The sequence below is a fragment of the Phytopseudomonas seleniipraecipitans genome (genome assembly GCF_900102335.1).
In the GTDB taxonomy this organism is placed as follows: Bacteria; Pseudomonadota; Gammaproteobacteria; order Pseudomonadales; family Pseudomonadaceae; genus Aquipseudomonas; species Aquipseudomonas seleniipraecipitans.
In genome coordinates this window covers 170,018-183,962 of the sequence record NZ_FNBM01000008.1, presented here as the reverse complement: position 1 = coordinate 183,962, position 13,945 = coordinate 170,018, and the positions used below count along the sequence as shown (strand labels likewise).

Annotated in this window: 12 protein-coding genes and 1 pseudogene; 6 read left to right on the top strand and 7 right to left on the bottom strand. The window is 64.5% G+C overall.

Features of this window, described 5'->3' with window-relative positions:
• Positions 1–134: 134 nt before the first annotated feature.
• The 5 genes from BLS60_RS16910 to BLS60_RS16890 all read right to left on the bottom strand — a co-directional run bounded on the left by BLS60_RS16910 (position 135) and on the right by BLS60_RS16890 (position 3,473).
• Positions 135–698, bottom strand: coding sequence for a DUF4136 domain-containing protein (locus BLS60_RS16910; RefSeq protein WP_092370315.1), 564 nt, complete (start codon positions 696–698; stop codon positions 135–137).
• Positions 699–727: 29 nt separating this feature from the next.
• Positions 728–1,345, bottom strand: coding sequence for a DUF4136 domain-containing protein (locus tag BLS60_RS16905; protein WP_092370312.1), 618 nt, complete (start codon positions 1,343–1,345; stop codon positions 728–730).
• 26 nt (positions 1,346–1,371) lie between these two features.
• On the bottom strand, positions 1,372–2,121 hold the full coding sequence (locus tag BLS60_RS16900; protein ID WP_092370309.1) for a methyltransferase domain-containing protein: 750 nt from the start codon (positions 2,119–2,121) through the stop codon (positions 1,372–1,374).
• Positions 2,121–2,423 carry a MazG-like family protein gene (locus BLS60_RS16895; protein ID WP_070880497.1) on the bottom strand — a complete coding sequence of 101 codons (303 nt, stop codon included), beginning with the start codon at positions 2,421–2,423 and terminating at the stop codon, positions 2,121–2,123. Before BLS60_RS16895 ends, BLS60_RS16900 begins: the two co-directional genes overlap by 1 nt.
• A gap of 198 nt (positions 2,424–2,621) precedes the next feature.
• The gene (locus BLS60_RS16890; protein WP_092370306.1) at positions 2,622–3,473 is read right to left on the bottom strand and encodes a MaoC family dehydratase; all 852 of its coding nucleotides are present in this window, start codon (positions 3,471–3,473) and stop codon (positions 2,622–2,624) included.
• A 213-nt stretch (positions 3,474–3,686) separates the two neighbouring features.
• On the opposite strand from BLS60_RS16890, the pseudogene BLS60_RS16885 reads away from it, so the two are divergent.
• Positions 3,687–4,088 (top strand): annotated as a pseudogene (locus tag BLS60_RS16885) (helix-turn-helix transcriptional regulator); the annotation flags it as partial.
• A gap of 1 nt (position 4,089) precedes the next feature.
• Here the strand turns inward: BLS60_RS16885 and BLS60_RS16880 are convergent.
• Positions 4,090–5,445, bottom strand: a complete 1,356-nt coding sequence (locus tag BLS60_RS16880) for a 3-oxoacyl-ACP reductase (RefSeq protein WP_092370300.1) — start codon at positions 5,443–5,445, stop codon at positions 4,090–4,092.
• Positions 5,446–5,593: 148 nt separating this feature from the next.
• Here BLS60_RS16880 and BLS60_RS16875 point away from each other — a divergent pair, with 148 nt between their 5' ends.
• Entirely contained in the window at positions 5,594–6,871 is a 1,278-nt protein-coding gene (locus tag BLS60_RS16875) for an acetyl-CoA C-acetyltransferase (protein ID WP_092370296.1), read from the top strand.
• A 192-nt stretch (positions 6,872–7,063) separates the two neighbouring features.
• On the opposite strand, the gene ada is transcribed toward BLS60_RS16875, so the two are convergent.
• The gene (gene ada, locus BLS60_RS16870) at positions 7,064–8,125 is read right to left on the bottom strand and encodes a bifunctional DNA-binding transcriptional regulator/O6-methylguanine-DNA methyltransferase Ada (RefSeq protein ID WP_092370293.1); all 1,062 of its coding nucleotides are present in this window, start codon (positions 8,123–8,125) and stop codon (positions 7,064–7,066) included.
• A 172-nt stretch (positions 8,126–8,297) separates the two neighbouring features.
• Between ada and BLS60_RS16865 the strand changes: the two genes are divergently transcribed.
• The 4 genes from BLS60_RS16865 (at position 8,298) to BLS60_RS16850 (ending at position 13,940) form a co-directional block, all read left to right on the top strand.
• Complete coding sequence (locus tag BLS60_RS16865; RefSeq protein ID WP_070880502.1) at positions 8,298–9,185, top strand: PA4780 family RIO1-like protein kinase; 888 nt, start codon at positions 8,298–8,300, stop codon at positions 9,183–9,185.
• Between the two features lie 900 nt (positions 9,186–10,085).
• Positions 10,086–12,644, top strand: a complete 2,559-nt coding sequence (nirB, locus tag BLS60_RS16860; protein WP_092370290.1) for a nitrite reductase large subunit NirB — start codon at positions 10,086–10,088, stop codon at positions 12,642–12,644.
• Entirely contained in the window at positions 12,644–13,024 is a 381-nt protein-coding gene (gene nirD, locus BLS60_RS16855; RefSeq protein WP_070880504.1) for a nitrite reductase small subunit NirD, read from the top strand. Before nirB ends, nirD begins: the two co-directional genes overlap by 1 nt.
• A gap of 103 nt (positions 13,025–13,127) precedes the next feature.
• Positions 13,128–13,940, top strand: a complete 813-nt coding sequence (locus BLS60_RS16850; protein ID WP_092370287.1) for a formate/nitrite transporter family protein — start codon at positions 13,128–13,130, stop codon at positions 13,938–13,940.
• The last annotated feature ends 5 nt before the right edge of the window (positions 13,941–13,945 follow it).

Sequence of the window (13,945 nt, the reverse complement as noted above, 5' to 3'; positions counted from 1 at the left end):
TTTTGTAGAAGCGTTGTCCTCGGCGCGAATCGACGGTGGCCTCACTGCAATATCGCTGCCGCCCGCACCATTTACCGCCCGGGGGCTGCGCAACTACAACCAAGCACCCTTGCCGCTCCCGCCGCCCTGGTGCTCTAGCGGGGCGGATACTGGCTCAGCACGCGCGCGACGGCTTCACGAATGACCGTCTCGCGCTGGGTCGGATTGCCCTCGTCGTTGCGCATGATGCGTTCGTCGCTGCCTCGCCAGACCAGTTTGCCGTCCTTGCCATCGAAGAGGTCGATCTGCACGGTCGCGACCTTGTAATCGACGGTGCGCGTTTCGTTGTAGGCCGGGCCGCCCCAGTAATTACCCCAATAACCGCCGAACCCACCGCCAAAGCCGGTGCTGACCTGTTGCTGGCGCTGGTCGACGATCAACCACACCTGCACGCGCAGATTACCTGCAGCGCCCGTTGCGGCAGGGCGCAAGCCGCGCTGATCCAATTGTTCGCTCACCGCGCCGCGCAGACGCTGCTCGGTCAGGTCGCTGCGGATGCGCGGGTCATCGGGCTTGTACTGTACCGCCGGCTCCTGCCAGTTCCAGCTGCGGTAACCGGCGAAGTCGCGGCTGGCGTCGAAGTCGCGGTTGATCTGCTGGCTCTGGCAGGCGCCGAGCAGCAACAGGATGGGGATCAGTAGCAAAGGCAGACGGCGCATAAGAGTTCTCCTGAATCAGACATCAAGGGTCATGCCGGCGGGTATTCGCCCAATGCATCGCTTACTGCCTTGCGCAGCGCTTCGGCACGCTCGGCCTGGCTGCCGCTGCTGCGCATTTCTGCCTGGCCGCTCCACACCTGCTCACCGCTGCGGCCATCATAGAAGTCGATGCGTACCACCACGACCTCTTCCTCATAGTTGCGAGTCAGCGGCACGCGGGTGCCCACGCCGACGCCATTACCGTAGTAGCCGCGGTTGCCATAGCTGCCATAACCACCCCCATAGTACGGGTCGTAGCTGTCTGCGACCTGGCGCACGCGGCGCTCCAGACGCGTGTCGGTGCGCACCTTGATATCCGCAGTGGCGCTGCCCTGGGCGGGGCGCAGGCCACGCTGATCGAGGGCGTTGTTGAGGGCATCTTGGACAAGATCCGCGCTGGCCCAGGCGCTACCAGCCGGGCGTTGCTGCCAGGCCCAACTGCGGTAAGCGGCGTAGTCGCGCGGCGCGGCCGGGTAGGCGCTGCGGTCGAAGTGGTTGGCTGCACCGGGTGGTGCGGGCGGCAAGGGTACCGAATCCGTGGTGTACGGGTTCTGACTCTGGCAGGCCGCCAGGGCAGTGGTGAGCAGCAACAGCGCGACGCGTTTCATGACGATTCTCCTGGCAGAGCAGGTGTTCAGCGTGGCCGACAGATCCAGTGCAGGTAGCGCCCGAGCCCGGCGAAGGCCGGATGGCGGCGGTGAGCCAGTTCCATTTCCAACAGATCGGCAAGCTGTGCCTTGGCCTGAAATTCCCGTGGCATGTAGTCGTGAAAGACCCGCACGCCGCTCTGAGTTTCGACCTGCCAGTGTGCGGCAAGTTGCGCTGCCAATTCGCGTGGGTCGAGCGGACGCTGCGGTGTCAGGCTCTGCTTCTCACCGGCGAATTCTTCCTTGCGCAACTTGCGCAGGTGACCCTTGAGCAGGTTGCGGTAGATCAGTGCATCTTTATTGTAGAACGCCAGCGACAGCAGGCCGTCCGCCACGGTAAGGCCATGCAGGGCGGGGAGGATGGCTGCCGGCTCGGCCAGCCATTCGAGCACGGCGTGACAGATGACCAGGTCGAACGGCGCCTCGAAGCGCCCCGTCAGCTCCTGCCATGGGGCGTGAATGAAGGTCGCGGCGAGGCCAGCATCGGCGAAACGTTCGCGGGCGCCGGCCAGCATCGGTTCGGCCGGTTCCGCCAGGGTCACTTGATGGCCGCGTTCGGCGAGCCACAGGGCCATATGACCGAGCCCGGCGCCGACATCCAGGACCCGCAGCGGGCGTTCGGGCAGCGCTTCGCCGAGATCGGCCTGCAGCACGGCGAGGCGGATCGCGCCCTTGGCGCCACCATAGATCTTTTCGGCGAAACGGGTCGCCAGTTCATCGAAGTGTCGGTCGCTCATCAGCTGAATCGCCGTTCGCTGTCGGCCAGCTTGGCGCGCACCACCTGTTCCATATCCAGCCCCAACTCGCTGCACAGCAGAAGCAGATAAAGCACCACGTCACCGACTTCCTGCCCGGCGTGTTCGAGCTTGTCGGCCGGCAGGCTGCGCGACTGATCCTCGCTGAGCCATTGAAAGATTTCCACCAGCTCGGCCATCTCTACGCTGGCAGCCATGGCCAGGTTCTTCGGGGCGTGAAATTGGCGCCAGTCGTTGCGATCACGAATAGCGTGCAGGCGAGTGGTGAGTTCGGCGATGTTCATGCGGGTTCCGTGGCGGTTCTGTCCGGTAGCCGGGCATTCTTTCACGGGCGCCAGGCCCCGTCCAAGGCAAGCGAGACAGTACGATGCAAGGCAAAAAAACCGAGCGCACGCGAACGGGGTTCGCGTCGTGTGAACGAGCAGTGCGAAGCGCGTTTTTGTCGCCGCCTGGCCGATGTGCTGCGGGCGTCAGGCAGAGGCTCAGATGACCTGCCAGTAGCCAACCATGTGTGGCACATCTTCTTTGCCCAGCAGATCGAACTGACCCTGGGCGGCCGGCAGGCTGGCGCGCATGCGGATCTCGCTCGGCAACAGCACCGGTTTCTGGAAACGCACCTCAACGCTGTAGCCCGAGGCGGGCAGATGAGCCTGCAATGCCGCCAGTGCGCGTGCCTTGTTCCACAGCCCATGGGCGATGGCGCGCGGGAAGCCGAAAGGCTTGGCGGTCAGCGCCGACAGGTGGATAGGGTTGTAGTCGCCAGACACCCGCGCATAACGGCGGCCGATGTCCGTGGACGCTTTCCAGTGGTCCAACTCGTCCATCGGCTGGCTGGCTGGCTGGCTGCGGCCGACTGTCGGGCCGTCGAGCTTCATGCCGCGGCAGAGCAGGCGACTGTCGCCTTCCCACAGCAGGCCGAGCTGGTCTTCGAGGCGGGTGATCACACTGAACACTGCACCCTTGTCGTGAGGCGCCAGGTTGCTGGCTTCAACGCTGAGCGTGAACGGACCCAGCCCGGCGAGCTGGCGAATCACCCGGATACGATTTTCCAGGTGCACCAGGCCAAGCAGCGGAAAAGGAAAGTCCGGCTCGGTGAGCAGCTTCATCTGCAAGGCAAAGGCCAGTACGTGCGGGTAGGTCGCCGGTAGCCTGGCATCGTCGGTGAACCCGCACAGCTGGCGATAGCGGGCCAGGTGGGCCGAATCGACCGTCACCGGGCAGCGCAGCCCCTTGTGCGGCAGTACCTTACCGGTGATGCCGCGGCGCATCGCGGCGCGCAACAGCAGGCCTGGCAGAGCAGGTGGGGTGTGCAGATCAAGCCATTCTGTCGCCATCGTGCGCTCCGTTGCGAATGAAATTCTGTGTGCTGTCATCGAGATGTAAGACATTGACCAACGACTATTGTTGCCCGATCGACAGCAATTGAGCGTGCGCGCGGCAGCATCGGCAAAAGCTGCCTACGCTGGTGTTATCCGGACCGGCAAGGACGACGCCAGCATGCATGCAGCTACCCATGAGGCCAGGCAATAATGCGCCCGATCACCGAGGCGCCGCAGCTTCTTTACCTGCTCAACCCGCAGGTGCAGCGGTCGCTGAATACTGCTCGAGTCGCGTTGGCTGCCGAGGTGTGCGAGGTGATCGACGAGCTGCTGGTCGACGGGGCGACCCTGGAGCAGGTTGCCGCGCGCCTGCACAGGCCCGTGCGGCGTCTGCGCGAGCAGCTCTCGCAGGCAGATGTGCGCTTCAACGATATGCTCAATGATTGTCGCTGTCGTCTTGCCAAGCAGCTGTTGCAAGACACCGACACGCGCATCGAATTGATCGCTGAACGCACCGGTTTCTCCGAGCTCAGCACGTTTCATCGCGCGTTCAAGCGCTGGCTTGGCGAGACACCCGTGGAGTTCCGGCGTCGCGCCCGCCAGGCGAATGGCCAGCGCGACGCCACCTGAGTCACGCCCCCAGCAGACTTTGCCCGCAAACGCGCAGTACTTGGCCACTGACCGCGCCGGAGCCTGGTTGTGCGAACCATGCCACGGCTTCGGCGACATCCTGTGGCAAGCCGCCCTGATTCATGGCGTTCATGCGCCGACCGGCTTCACGGATGGTGAACGGGATGGCGGCGGTCATGCCGGTTTCGATAAAACCCGGCGCCACGGCGTTGATGCTGATGCCACGCTCGGCCAGGGTCGGCGCCCAGCTCTGCGCGAGGCCGATCAGCCCGGCCTTGCTGGTGGCGTAATTAGTCTGCCCGACATTGCCGGCGATGCCGCTCAGCGAGGCGATCAGCACCACACGGCCGTTGTCGCGCAGGGCGCCGGCCTGCAGCAGGGCAGCGGTGAGTTGCTGGGGCGCGCGCAGGTTGACGTCGATCACCGACTCCCAGAGCCCTTCGCTCATTTTCGCCAGGGTCTTGTCGCGTGTGATGCCGGCATTGTGCACGACGATGTCCACGCCCTCGGCGAGGGCTTCGACAAGTTTGCCGGGCGCCTCTTCGGCGCAGATGTCCAGGGCCAGGCTGCGCCCGCCGAGCCGCGAGGCCAGCGCATCGAGGGCATCCTTGGCCTGGGGCACGTCCAGCAGTACCACTTCGGCGCCGTCACGGGCCAGGGTCTCTGCAATGGCGGCGCCAATACCGCGGCTGGCGCCGGTTACCAGCGCCGTCTTGCCGGCCAGCGGGCGCGTCCAGTCGCTGACCTGTTGTGCGCAGGGCTGCAGGCGCAGCACCTGCCCCGATACATAGGCGCTCTTCGGCGAGAGCAGGAAGCGCAGCGCACCTTCGAGCTGCGGTTCTGCGCCCGGATCGACATACACCAGCTGCACGGTGCCGCCGCGGCGGATTTCCTTGCCCAGCGAGCGGGTGAAGCCTTCTAGGGCGCGTTGTACGCTGCTGGCCTGGGGATCGTCGAGAGTCTGCGGCGCGCGGCCGAGCACCACAACGTGCGGGCAGCGGCCGAGGTTCTTCAGCGCCGGTTGGAAGAACTGGCGCAGCGCGTCCAGCTCTTCGAAGCGGCTCAGGCCGCTGGCATCGAACACCAGCCCCTTGAGCTTGGGGCCGTGCTCGGCGGTCCAGCGCGGCAGGCCGTACTGGTCGTCACGCTCGGCGAAATACTCGTCGGTCAGGCGGTTCGCGAACGCCGCCACGGATGCGCCCAGGTCACCGTCGCCGCCAATCAGCAACGCGCCCTCCAGCGGCCGGTTGCGGCCTGCCACCCAGCGCTCCAGAGGCAGCGGCGATGGTAGGCCGAGTGCACCGACCAGGCGACGGCCAGCGGGCGTGTTGGCGAAGTTGAGGTAGCGATCGGACATGGAACAGACTCCAGGGCTGAAACTCAAAGAGGTTGACCACTGTACGCCATCACTCGTTTCATGCATCGACAGCAGCCCAATGACCGGCCTGCGCGTCGATAAATAGGCACTTAAAGTGCCGCAGAATATTACCCGCAAGGAGCTTTACATGAGCCTGCCGCGCCGGGTCGCCATCGTTGGTGGCAACCGCATTCCCTATGCCCGCTCCAATAGCGCCTACGCCACGGCCAGCAACCAGGCGATGCTCACCAGCGCCCTGGATGGCCTGATCGAACGCTACAACCTGCACGGCGAGCGCCTCGGTGAGGTAGTCGCCGGCGCGGTGCTCAAGCACTCGCGTGATTTCAACCTGACCCGTGAGTGTGTGCTCGGCTCGCGCTTATCGCCGCAAACGCCGGCCTATGATCTTCAGCAGGCCTGCGGCACGGGGCTTGAGGCGGCGCTCGTGGTCGCCAACAAGATCGCTCTGGGGCAGATTGAAAGCGGCATCGCCGGTGGCGTCGACACCACCTCGGATGCGCCGATTGGCGTGAACGAGGGCTTGCGCAAGATCCTGTTACAAGCCAATCGGGCCAAGAGCACCGGTGACAAACTCAAGACGCTGTTGCAGATCCGTCCGCGCCATCTGGCGCCGTCGCTGCCACGTAACGGAGAGCCGCGTACCGGTTTGTCTATGGGACAGCACTGCGAGCTGATGGCGCAACACTGGGCCATCCCTCGCGACGAGCAGGATCTGTTAGCCGTTGAGAGTCATCGCAAGCTCGCCGCGGCCTACGCCGAAGGTTGGCAGGACGACCTGATGACGCCATTTTTGGGCCTTACCCGCGACCAGAATCTGCGTGCCGATATCGACCTGGCCAAGCTTGCCACGCTCAAGCCGGTATTCGAGAAGGGCCAGCGTGGCACCCTGACCGCGGCTAATTCGACGCCGCTCACCGATGGTGCGTCCCTGGTACTGCTTGCCAGCGAAGAGTGGGCCAAGGCCCGTGGCCTGCCGATTCTCGCCTACTGGCGTGACGGCGAGGCGGCGGCGGTGGATTTCGTCAAAGGCGACGAGGGGCTGCTGATGGCACCGGTCTACGCCGTGCCGCGCTTGCTGGCGCGCAACGGCCTGACCCTGCAGGACTTCGACTATTACGAGATCCACGAGGCATTCGCGGCTCAGGTGCTGTGTACGCTCAACGCCTGGGAAGATCCCGACTATTGCCGTACGAAGCTTGGCCTGGAGCAGCCGCTGGGCGCCATTGACCGGGCCAAGCTCAACGTCAAGGGCAGCTCGTTGGCTGCCGGCCACCCATTCGCCGCGACCGGCGGGCGCATCGTCGCCAACTTGGCCAAGCTGCTGTCGGTGGCAGGCGAAGGCCGTGGCCTGATCTCCATCTGCGCCGCGGGCGGCCAGGGCGTAACGGCCATTCTGGAGCGCTGAGCCAGTCAGAACGTAGCCCAGGTCGAGCACATCGACGCCCGGGAATCGCTGTCCTGGGTATCGCTTCGCTCAACGTCAGGCTACGGATTGGCCTTCGTGAGGGCGAGCCCGGGCCGAGAGTTGTGGGCATGCAGCGTCGCAGCCTGGGTTGAGCGGAGCGATACCCGGGAAATGGCGACTACCCTCGCCAGGTTAAGGCCGGGCTTCAGTCTGTTCCGTTTCGACGCTGCTCGCCTCGGCTTCGGCCTTGAGCAGGGCCGCTTTGCGCGCCACGCCCCAGCGGTAACCGCCGAGGCCGCCGTCGGCGGCGGTGACGCGGTGGCAGGGCACCAGCAGGCCCAATGGATTGCTGGCGCAGGCGCGAGCCACGGCGCGTGGGTGACTGTCGAGGTGGGCGGCGAGTTGGCCGTAGGTGCGGGTCTGCCCGGCTGGTATGGCGCGCAGGACCTGCCAGACCCGTTGCTGAAAAGCGCTGCCGCGCAGATCCAGTGGCAATCGGGACGCGCGAGCGGGCTCTTCGATCTGCCGAAGCACCTCCTGCAGCCAACCCTGCAGGGCGCCATCATCGCGCTGCAGCGTCGCGGCTGGAAAACGCTGGCGCAGCTCCGTTTCAACTGCTGTTTCGGATTCGCCGAACAGCAAGGCGCACAGGCCTTTGTCGGTGGCGGCCAGCAGCAGGTAGCCGAGCGGGCAGGGCGCCACGCTGATGCGCAGCACTTCTCCCGCAGCACCCAGGCGACGGCGAGCCGGGCTCACGCCGTCGGCGGTTTCATAGAGCGCTCGGGTGCTTGAGTAGCCGCTGGCCAGTGCCGCGTCGAGCACCGAGTTCGCCAGCGGCAGCGTTCGCTCCAGACGCTCGCGCTGGCGGGCGGTGGCCCAGGCCTTGGGCGTCATCCCGGCGCGTGCCTTGAAGGCCCGGGCCAGGTGCGATGGGGACAAACCGATTCGTGCCGCGAGCGCACTCAAGGTCAGCGGCTTTTGCGCCTCGTCGAGCAGGCGACACGCCGCCGTAACCAGCGCATCGAGCTGCTCGGCCAGGCTGTTGCCTTGCGGGCTGCAGCGTTTACAGGGCCGATAACCCGCTGCTTCGGCTTGCGCGGGGGCGCTGTAGAAGCTGACGTTTTCGCGCAGCGGACGACGCGCCGGGCAGCTGGGGCGACAGTAGATGCCTGTCGAACGGACGGCAAAGACGAAGTGACCGTCCTGCGTGGCGTCGCGTTCGCACACCGCCTGCCAGTGGCGTTGTTCCGACATGTTCATCTCCTGTAACAGTCCGTCGATTGTCGGTATCCAGGCGATTCCACGCCAGTGCCAATCGCGCTTTCAAAGCGGATGAGCGGATGCATTTTCGGCAGAGGCTGGGCGCTGCCCCAGGATTGCCGTATAAAAGGGCCGCATAGACCACCGAGGACCCTGATAAAAGCTGATGAAGACGCCAAAACGCATTGAGCCCCTGGTCGAAGACGGCCTGGTGGACGAGGTGATTCGCCCGTTGATGAGCGGCAAGGAAGCAGCGGTTTATGTGGTGCGTTGCGGTACCGAGCTGCGCTGCGCGAAGGTCTACAAGGAGGCCAACAAGCGCAGTTTCCGTCAGGCCGCCGAATATCAGGAAGGCCGTAAAGTTCGCAATAGCCGGGACGCCCGCGCCATGGCGAAGGGTTCCAAGCACGGCCGCAAGGGGCAGGAGGATGCCTGGCAGAACGCCGAGGTCGCGGCCTTGTTCCGCCTGGCCAGCGCCGGCGTTCGGGTGCCCAAACCCTACGACTTCCTCGAAGGTGTGCTGCTCATGGAACTGGTCAGCGACGGCGAGGGTGGCGTAGCGCCGCGCCTCAACGACGTCGACCTGCACCCTGAAGATGCCCGCGAATTTCACGCCTTCATGATCGAAGAGATCGTCAAGATGCTCTGCGCCGGCCTGGTGCATGGCGACCTCTCGGAGTTCAACGTGCTGCTTGGTCCGGAAGGCCCGGTGATCATCGACCTGCCCCAGGCGGTGGATGCGGCGGGCAACAATCACGCCTTCAAGATGCTCGAACGGGATGTCGGCAACATGGCGGCCTATTTCGGCCAGTTCGCGCCGGAGCTGAAGTTCACCAAGTACGCCAAGGAAATGTGGGCGCTCTATGAGGACGGCAAGCTGACGCCCGAAAGCGTGCTGACCGGCGAATTCGATGATCCGGAAGACGAAGCCGACGTTGATGCGGTGATGCGCGAGATCAAGGCCGCGCTGGCCGATGAAGCGCGTCGCCAGGCAGCCCTCAATGCCGAAGACGAGCCCAAGGACAGTGAGCCGCCTCCGCCTTGGGAGCGCTAGGAGCCTGTTCACGATCTGCTCGCGTCGCCTACAGATGTTTCATGTACCACCGCAAAAGGGCGGGAGCGGCTTTTCGTAGGGTGGACCGGGGCGCGTAGCTGACGATTCACCTACGCGGCCCGACCCGTCCACCGCTCTGCGATCGCAATGGTGGACAAAAAGAGCGTTGTCCACCCTACGTCACTCACCCTGCTGTCCGCAGGCTGAGCCGGGCGGCGATCCGCTTGAGCCACCACGAACATGCCATGGCGTCTCGGGTGCCGGGCCATTAGCGGAGCGCAATCCGCCGTTTCTGCCAATCAGTGCAGGTCCATCGACTGCTCCCGGATTACGCCTTCGGTTAACCAGGCTACGGTCCTCCTGCAGAATGACGTCGCAGGATGGCTCGGCCGCGTAGGCGCAACCCACCGAGATCGACCATTGATTGGTTTCACCCATCCTACGGAGCTCACCAGGCGCGCTTCGAGCGAGAGTCGTGGATGTTGATGCGGGCTGACGCCTGCCAGGTGACGGTCAAGCCGTTATCGCTTCGCACCCGGTGCGCCCTAAAACGGTGAGTTCAGGTGGGAAGCGCTTCATTTTGGTTCGCTTTTCCCGCCGCCGCTATAACGGTCAGTCACCTTCATGCCTGTCTGCATGTCCCGTCATTGCTGAGCTGCAGCGTTTCTCGAAGCGTTGGCATGCTACCTGCTATCTCCTTTGCGTGACCTGACCAACCGTGCAGGTGCCCTGGCCGCTTAGGCCGCCAGGCGCGATGAGCCTGGGCACCGTAGCCCGCCATCCACGCCATAACGACATCACTGAATCCAAGGCAAAGACGCCTGAAGCTGACAACAGCTCCAGGCGTCTTTTTTTTGCGTTGCAGAAAACCGTGATACCGCAGCAGACAGAGGGCAGGCTATGAATTCCATCGTCACATCGATCAAGCGCGAGAACCTGATCGTCATCGGCAACGGCATGGTCGGCCACCACTGTGTGGAGCAGTTGATCGCCAGCGGCGCCCTGCACCGCTATCAGGTGCACGTGTATGGCGAAGAACGCCAGCGCGCCTATGACCGTGTGCACCTGTCCGAGTACTTCTCCGGCAAGGATGCCGAAGCCCTGGCCCTTGGCGAGCCTGATCTTTACGCCCGCAACGGCGTGCAGCTGCACCTTGGCGAGCAGGTGCTGGAGATCGACCGCGAGAACCGCGAAGTGGTCACCACCAAGGGCCGTCGCAGCTACGACCGGCTGGTGCTGGCCACCGGTTCCTACCCCTTCGTGCCGCCGATTCCGGGCGCCGAGGGCAATTCGCGCCTGGTCTACCGCACCCTGGACGACCTCGACGGTATCCGCTCGGCAGCAGCCAATGCCCGCCGTGGCGTGGTGGTCGGCGGCGGCCTGCTCGGGCTGGAGGCCGCCAATGCGCTCAAGTCCCTTGGCCTGGAAGCCCACGTGGTGGAGTTCGCGCCACGCCTGATGCCGGTGCAGCTGGATGTGGACGGTGGCGACGCACTGCGGGCGCGCATCGAAGCCCTTGGCGTTGGCGTACACCTGTCGCGTGCTACCCAGGAGATCGTAATCGGTGAGGAATACGCCTACCGGATGAAATTTAATGACGGCGAATTCTTGGAAACCGACCTGATCGTGTTTTCCGCCGGGATTCGTCCGCAGGACGCCCTCGGCCGTGCTGCTGGCCTGGATGTCGCGCCCCGCGGTGGCGTGGTGGTCGACAATGACTGCCGCACCAGCGACCCGGCGATTTTCGCCATCGGCGAGTGCGCGTCCTGGAATGGCATGGTCTTCGGCCTGGTCGCTCCGGGCTATTCGATGGCCCGTAACGTCGCCGCGCAGCTCGCGAATACTGCCCATGAAGCGTTCACCGGCGCCGACATGTCGACCAAGCTCAAGCTGCTGGGTGTCGACGTCGGCTCCATCGGCGACGCCCACGCCGCCACGCCGGGCGCCAAGAGCTACCGCTACATCGACGAAGCCAACGCCAGCTACCGCCGTCTGGTGGTCTCGCCGGATGGTCAGCACGTCATCGGCGCCGTGCTGGTCGGCGACAACAGCTATTACGACACCCTGCTGCAGTACGCCCAGAACGGCATCAAGCTGCCGGCCGATCCGTCCAGCCTGATCCTGCCGCTCTCCGACGGCGCACCGACTCTGGGTGCCGATGCGCTGCCGGATACCGCGACCATCTGTTCTTGCCACAACGTCAGCAAGGGCGCGGTGTGCTGCCAGGTCGACGCCGGCATCACCGACCTTGGCGAATTGAAGGCCATCACCAAGGCCGGCAGCGGTTGCGGTGGCTGCAGCGCCTTGCTCAAGCAGGTTTTCGAGCACGAGCTGAGCGCCCGCGGCGTGGCCGTCGACAAGAGCCTCTGCGAACACTTCGCCCATACCCGCCAGGAGCTGTACGCCATCGTCCGCGTGGAAGGCGTGCTCAGTTTCGAGGAGCTGCTGGCCAAGCATGGTCGCGGCCACACCGGCTGCGATATCTGCAAACCGGCAGTCGGTTCGATCCTGGCGTCGTGCTGGAACCAGCCGATCACCGATCCGCTGCTGATCCCGCTGCAGGACACCAACGACACCTTCATGGCCAACATGCAGAAGAACGGCACCTACTCGGTGGTGCCGCGTATTCCTGGCGGCGAGATCACCCCGGACGGGCTGATCGCCATCGGCGCGGTGGCGAAGAAATACGACCTCTACACCAAGATCACCGGTGGTCAGCGCATCGACCTGTTCGGCGCGCAGTTGCACGAACTGCCGGAGATCTGGAGCGAGCTGATCGCTGCCGGCTTCGAGACCGGGCATGCCTACGGCAAGTCGCTGCGTACCGTGAAGTCCTGCGTGGGCAGCACCTGGTGCCGCTACGGCGTGCAGGACAGCGTCGGCATGGCGCTGCGCCTGGAAGATCGTTACAAGGGCCTGCGTTCGCCGCACAAGATCAAGTTCGCGGTCAGCGGCTGCACCCGTGAGTGCGCCGAAGCGCAGAGCAAGGACATCGGCGTGATCGCCACCGACAAGGGCTGGAACCTCTACGTGTGCGGCAACGGCGGCATGCGCCCGCGGCACGCCGAACTGTTCGCCACCGACCTGGATGACGAAGCGCTGATCCGCACCATCGACCGTGTGCTGATGTTCTACGTGCGCACCGCCGACAAGCTGCAGCGCACCTCGGTATGGCGCGAGTCGCTGGAAGGCGGCCTGGATTACCTCAAGGCGGTGATCCTCGACGACAGCCTGGGCCTCGGCAATGAGCTGGAAGCGCAGATGCAACTGGTGGTCGACCGCTACGAATGCGAATGGGCCGGCGCCCTCAAGGACCCGGAAAAGCTCAAGCGCTTCCGCACCTTCGTCAACGACAAGCGCGCCGACCCGGACATCCACTTCGTCAAGGAACGCGGCCAGCGCCGGCCGATGACAGCCAGTGAATTACACCTGATTCCCGTTACCGAGGAGGTGCTCTGATGAGCCAGTCCAACGCCGTGCGTGCCCAATCGCTTCCCGCCACCGAGTGGCAACCGCTGTGCAGCAGCCAGGATCTGGTCGCCAACTCGGGCGTGGTGGCCTGGCTAGAGGGTGACCAGATCGCACTGTTCCATCTGCCCCACAGCGAGGCTGGCGAGCAATTGTTCGCGGTGGAAAACCGCGACCCGAAATCCGGCGCCAACGTCATCGGCCGCGGGCTGATCGGCCAGATCAAGGGCGACTTGGTGATTGCCTCGCCGCTCTACAAACAGCATTTCCGCCTGGCCGATGGCAGCTGCCTGGAGTATCCGGAGCAGCGCCTGCGCGTGTGGCCGGTGCGCCTCAATGGCGACACCGTGGAAATCGGCCTGGCGGGCTGATCTCGACGACGTACCGGTGGCCGAAAAGAGCGTCAATCAGGCGCCCCGGTTGCCCCGACACCTCATTCCCTGTTTGCCCCACCTGAAAAAAGAGAGCCTCTCCATGTCCTATCTGGTTCCTGCCGAATTCGTCACCAAGATGGTGGATGCCGGCGAGTCGAAGATCTTCATGTCGACCCGCGATACCCTGATCCGCGCCTTCATGGCCGGCGCCATTCTGGCCCTGGCGGCGGTGTTCGCCATCACCATCACGGTGCAGACCGGTTCGCCGCTGCTTGGCGCAGCGTTCTTCCCGGTCGGTTTCATCATGCTGTACCTGATGGGCTTCGACCTGCTCACCGGGGTATTCGTCCTCGCTCCGCTGGCGCTGCTCGATAAGCGTCCGGGGGTTACCATCGGTGGCGTGCTGCGCAACTGGGGGCTGGTGTTCATCGGCAACTTCGCCGGGGCACTGACGGTCGCCGTGATGATGGCTTTCGTCTTCACCTATGGCTTCTCGACCAGCGCGGGTGAGATCGGCGAGAAGATTTCGCACATCGGCGAATCGCGCACGCTGGGCTACGCCGAGTTCGGCACGGCCGGCTGGCTGACCATTTTCTTGCGCGGCATGCTGTGCAACTGGATGGTGTCCATGGGCGTGGTTGGCGCGATGATCTCCACCACCGTCAGCGGCAAGACCATCGCCATGTGGATGCCGGTCATGCTGTTCTTCTACATGGGCTTCGAACACTCGGTGGTGAACATGTTTCTGTTCCCCTTCGGGATGATCATGGGCGGCGATTTTTCGGTGATGGACTACATGATCTGGAACGAAATCCCCACCGCACTGGGTAACCTGGTGGGCGGCCTGGCCTTCACCGGCCTGACCCTCTACACCACGCACATCAAGACCGCTCCCAAGCGCTCCTACAACTGAGTGTC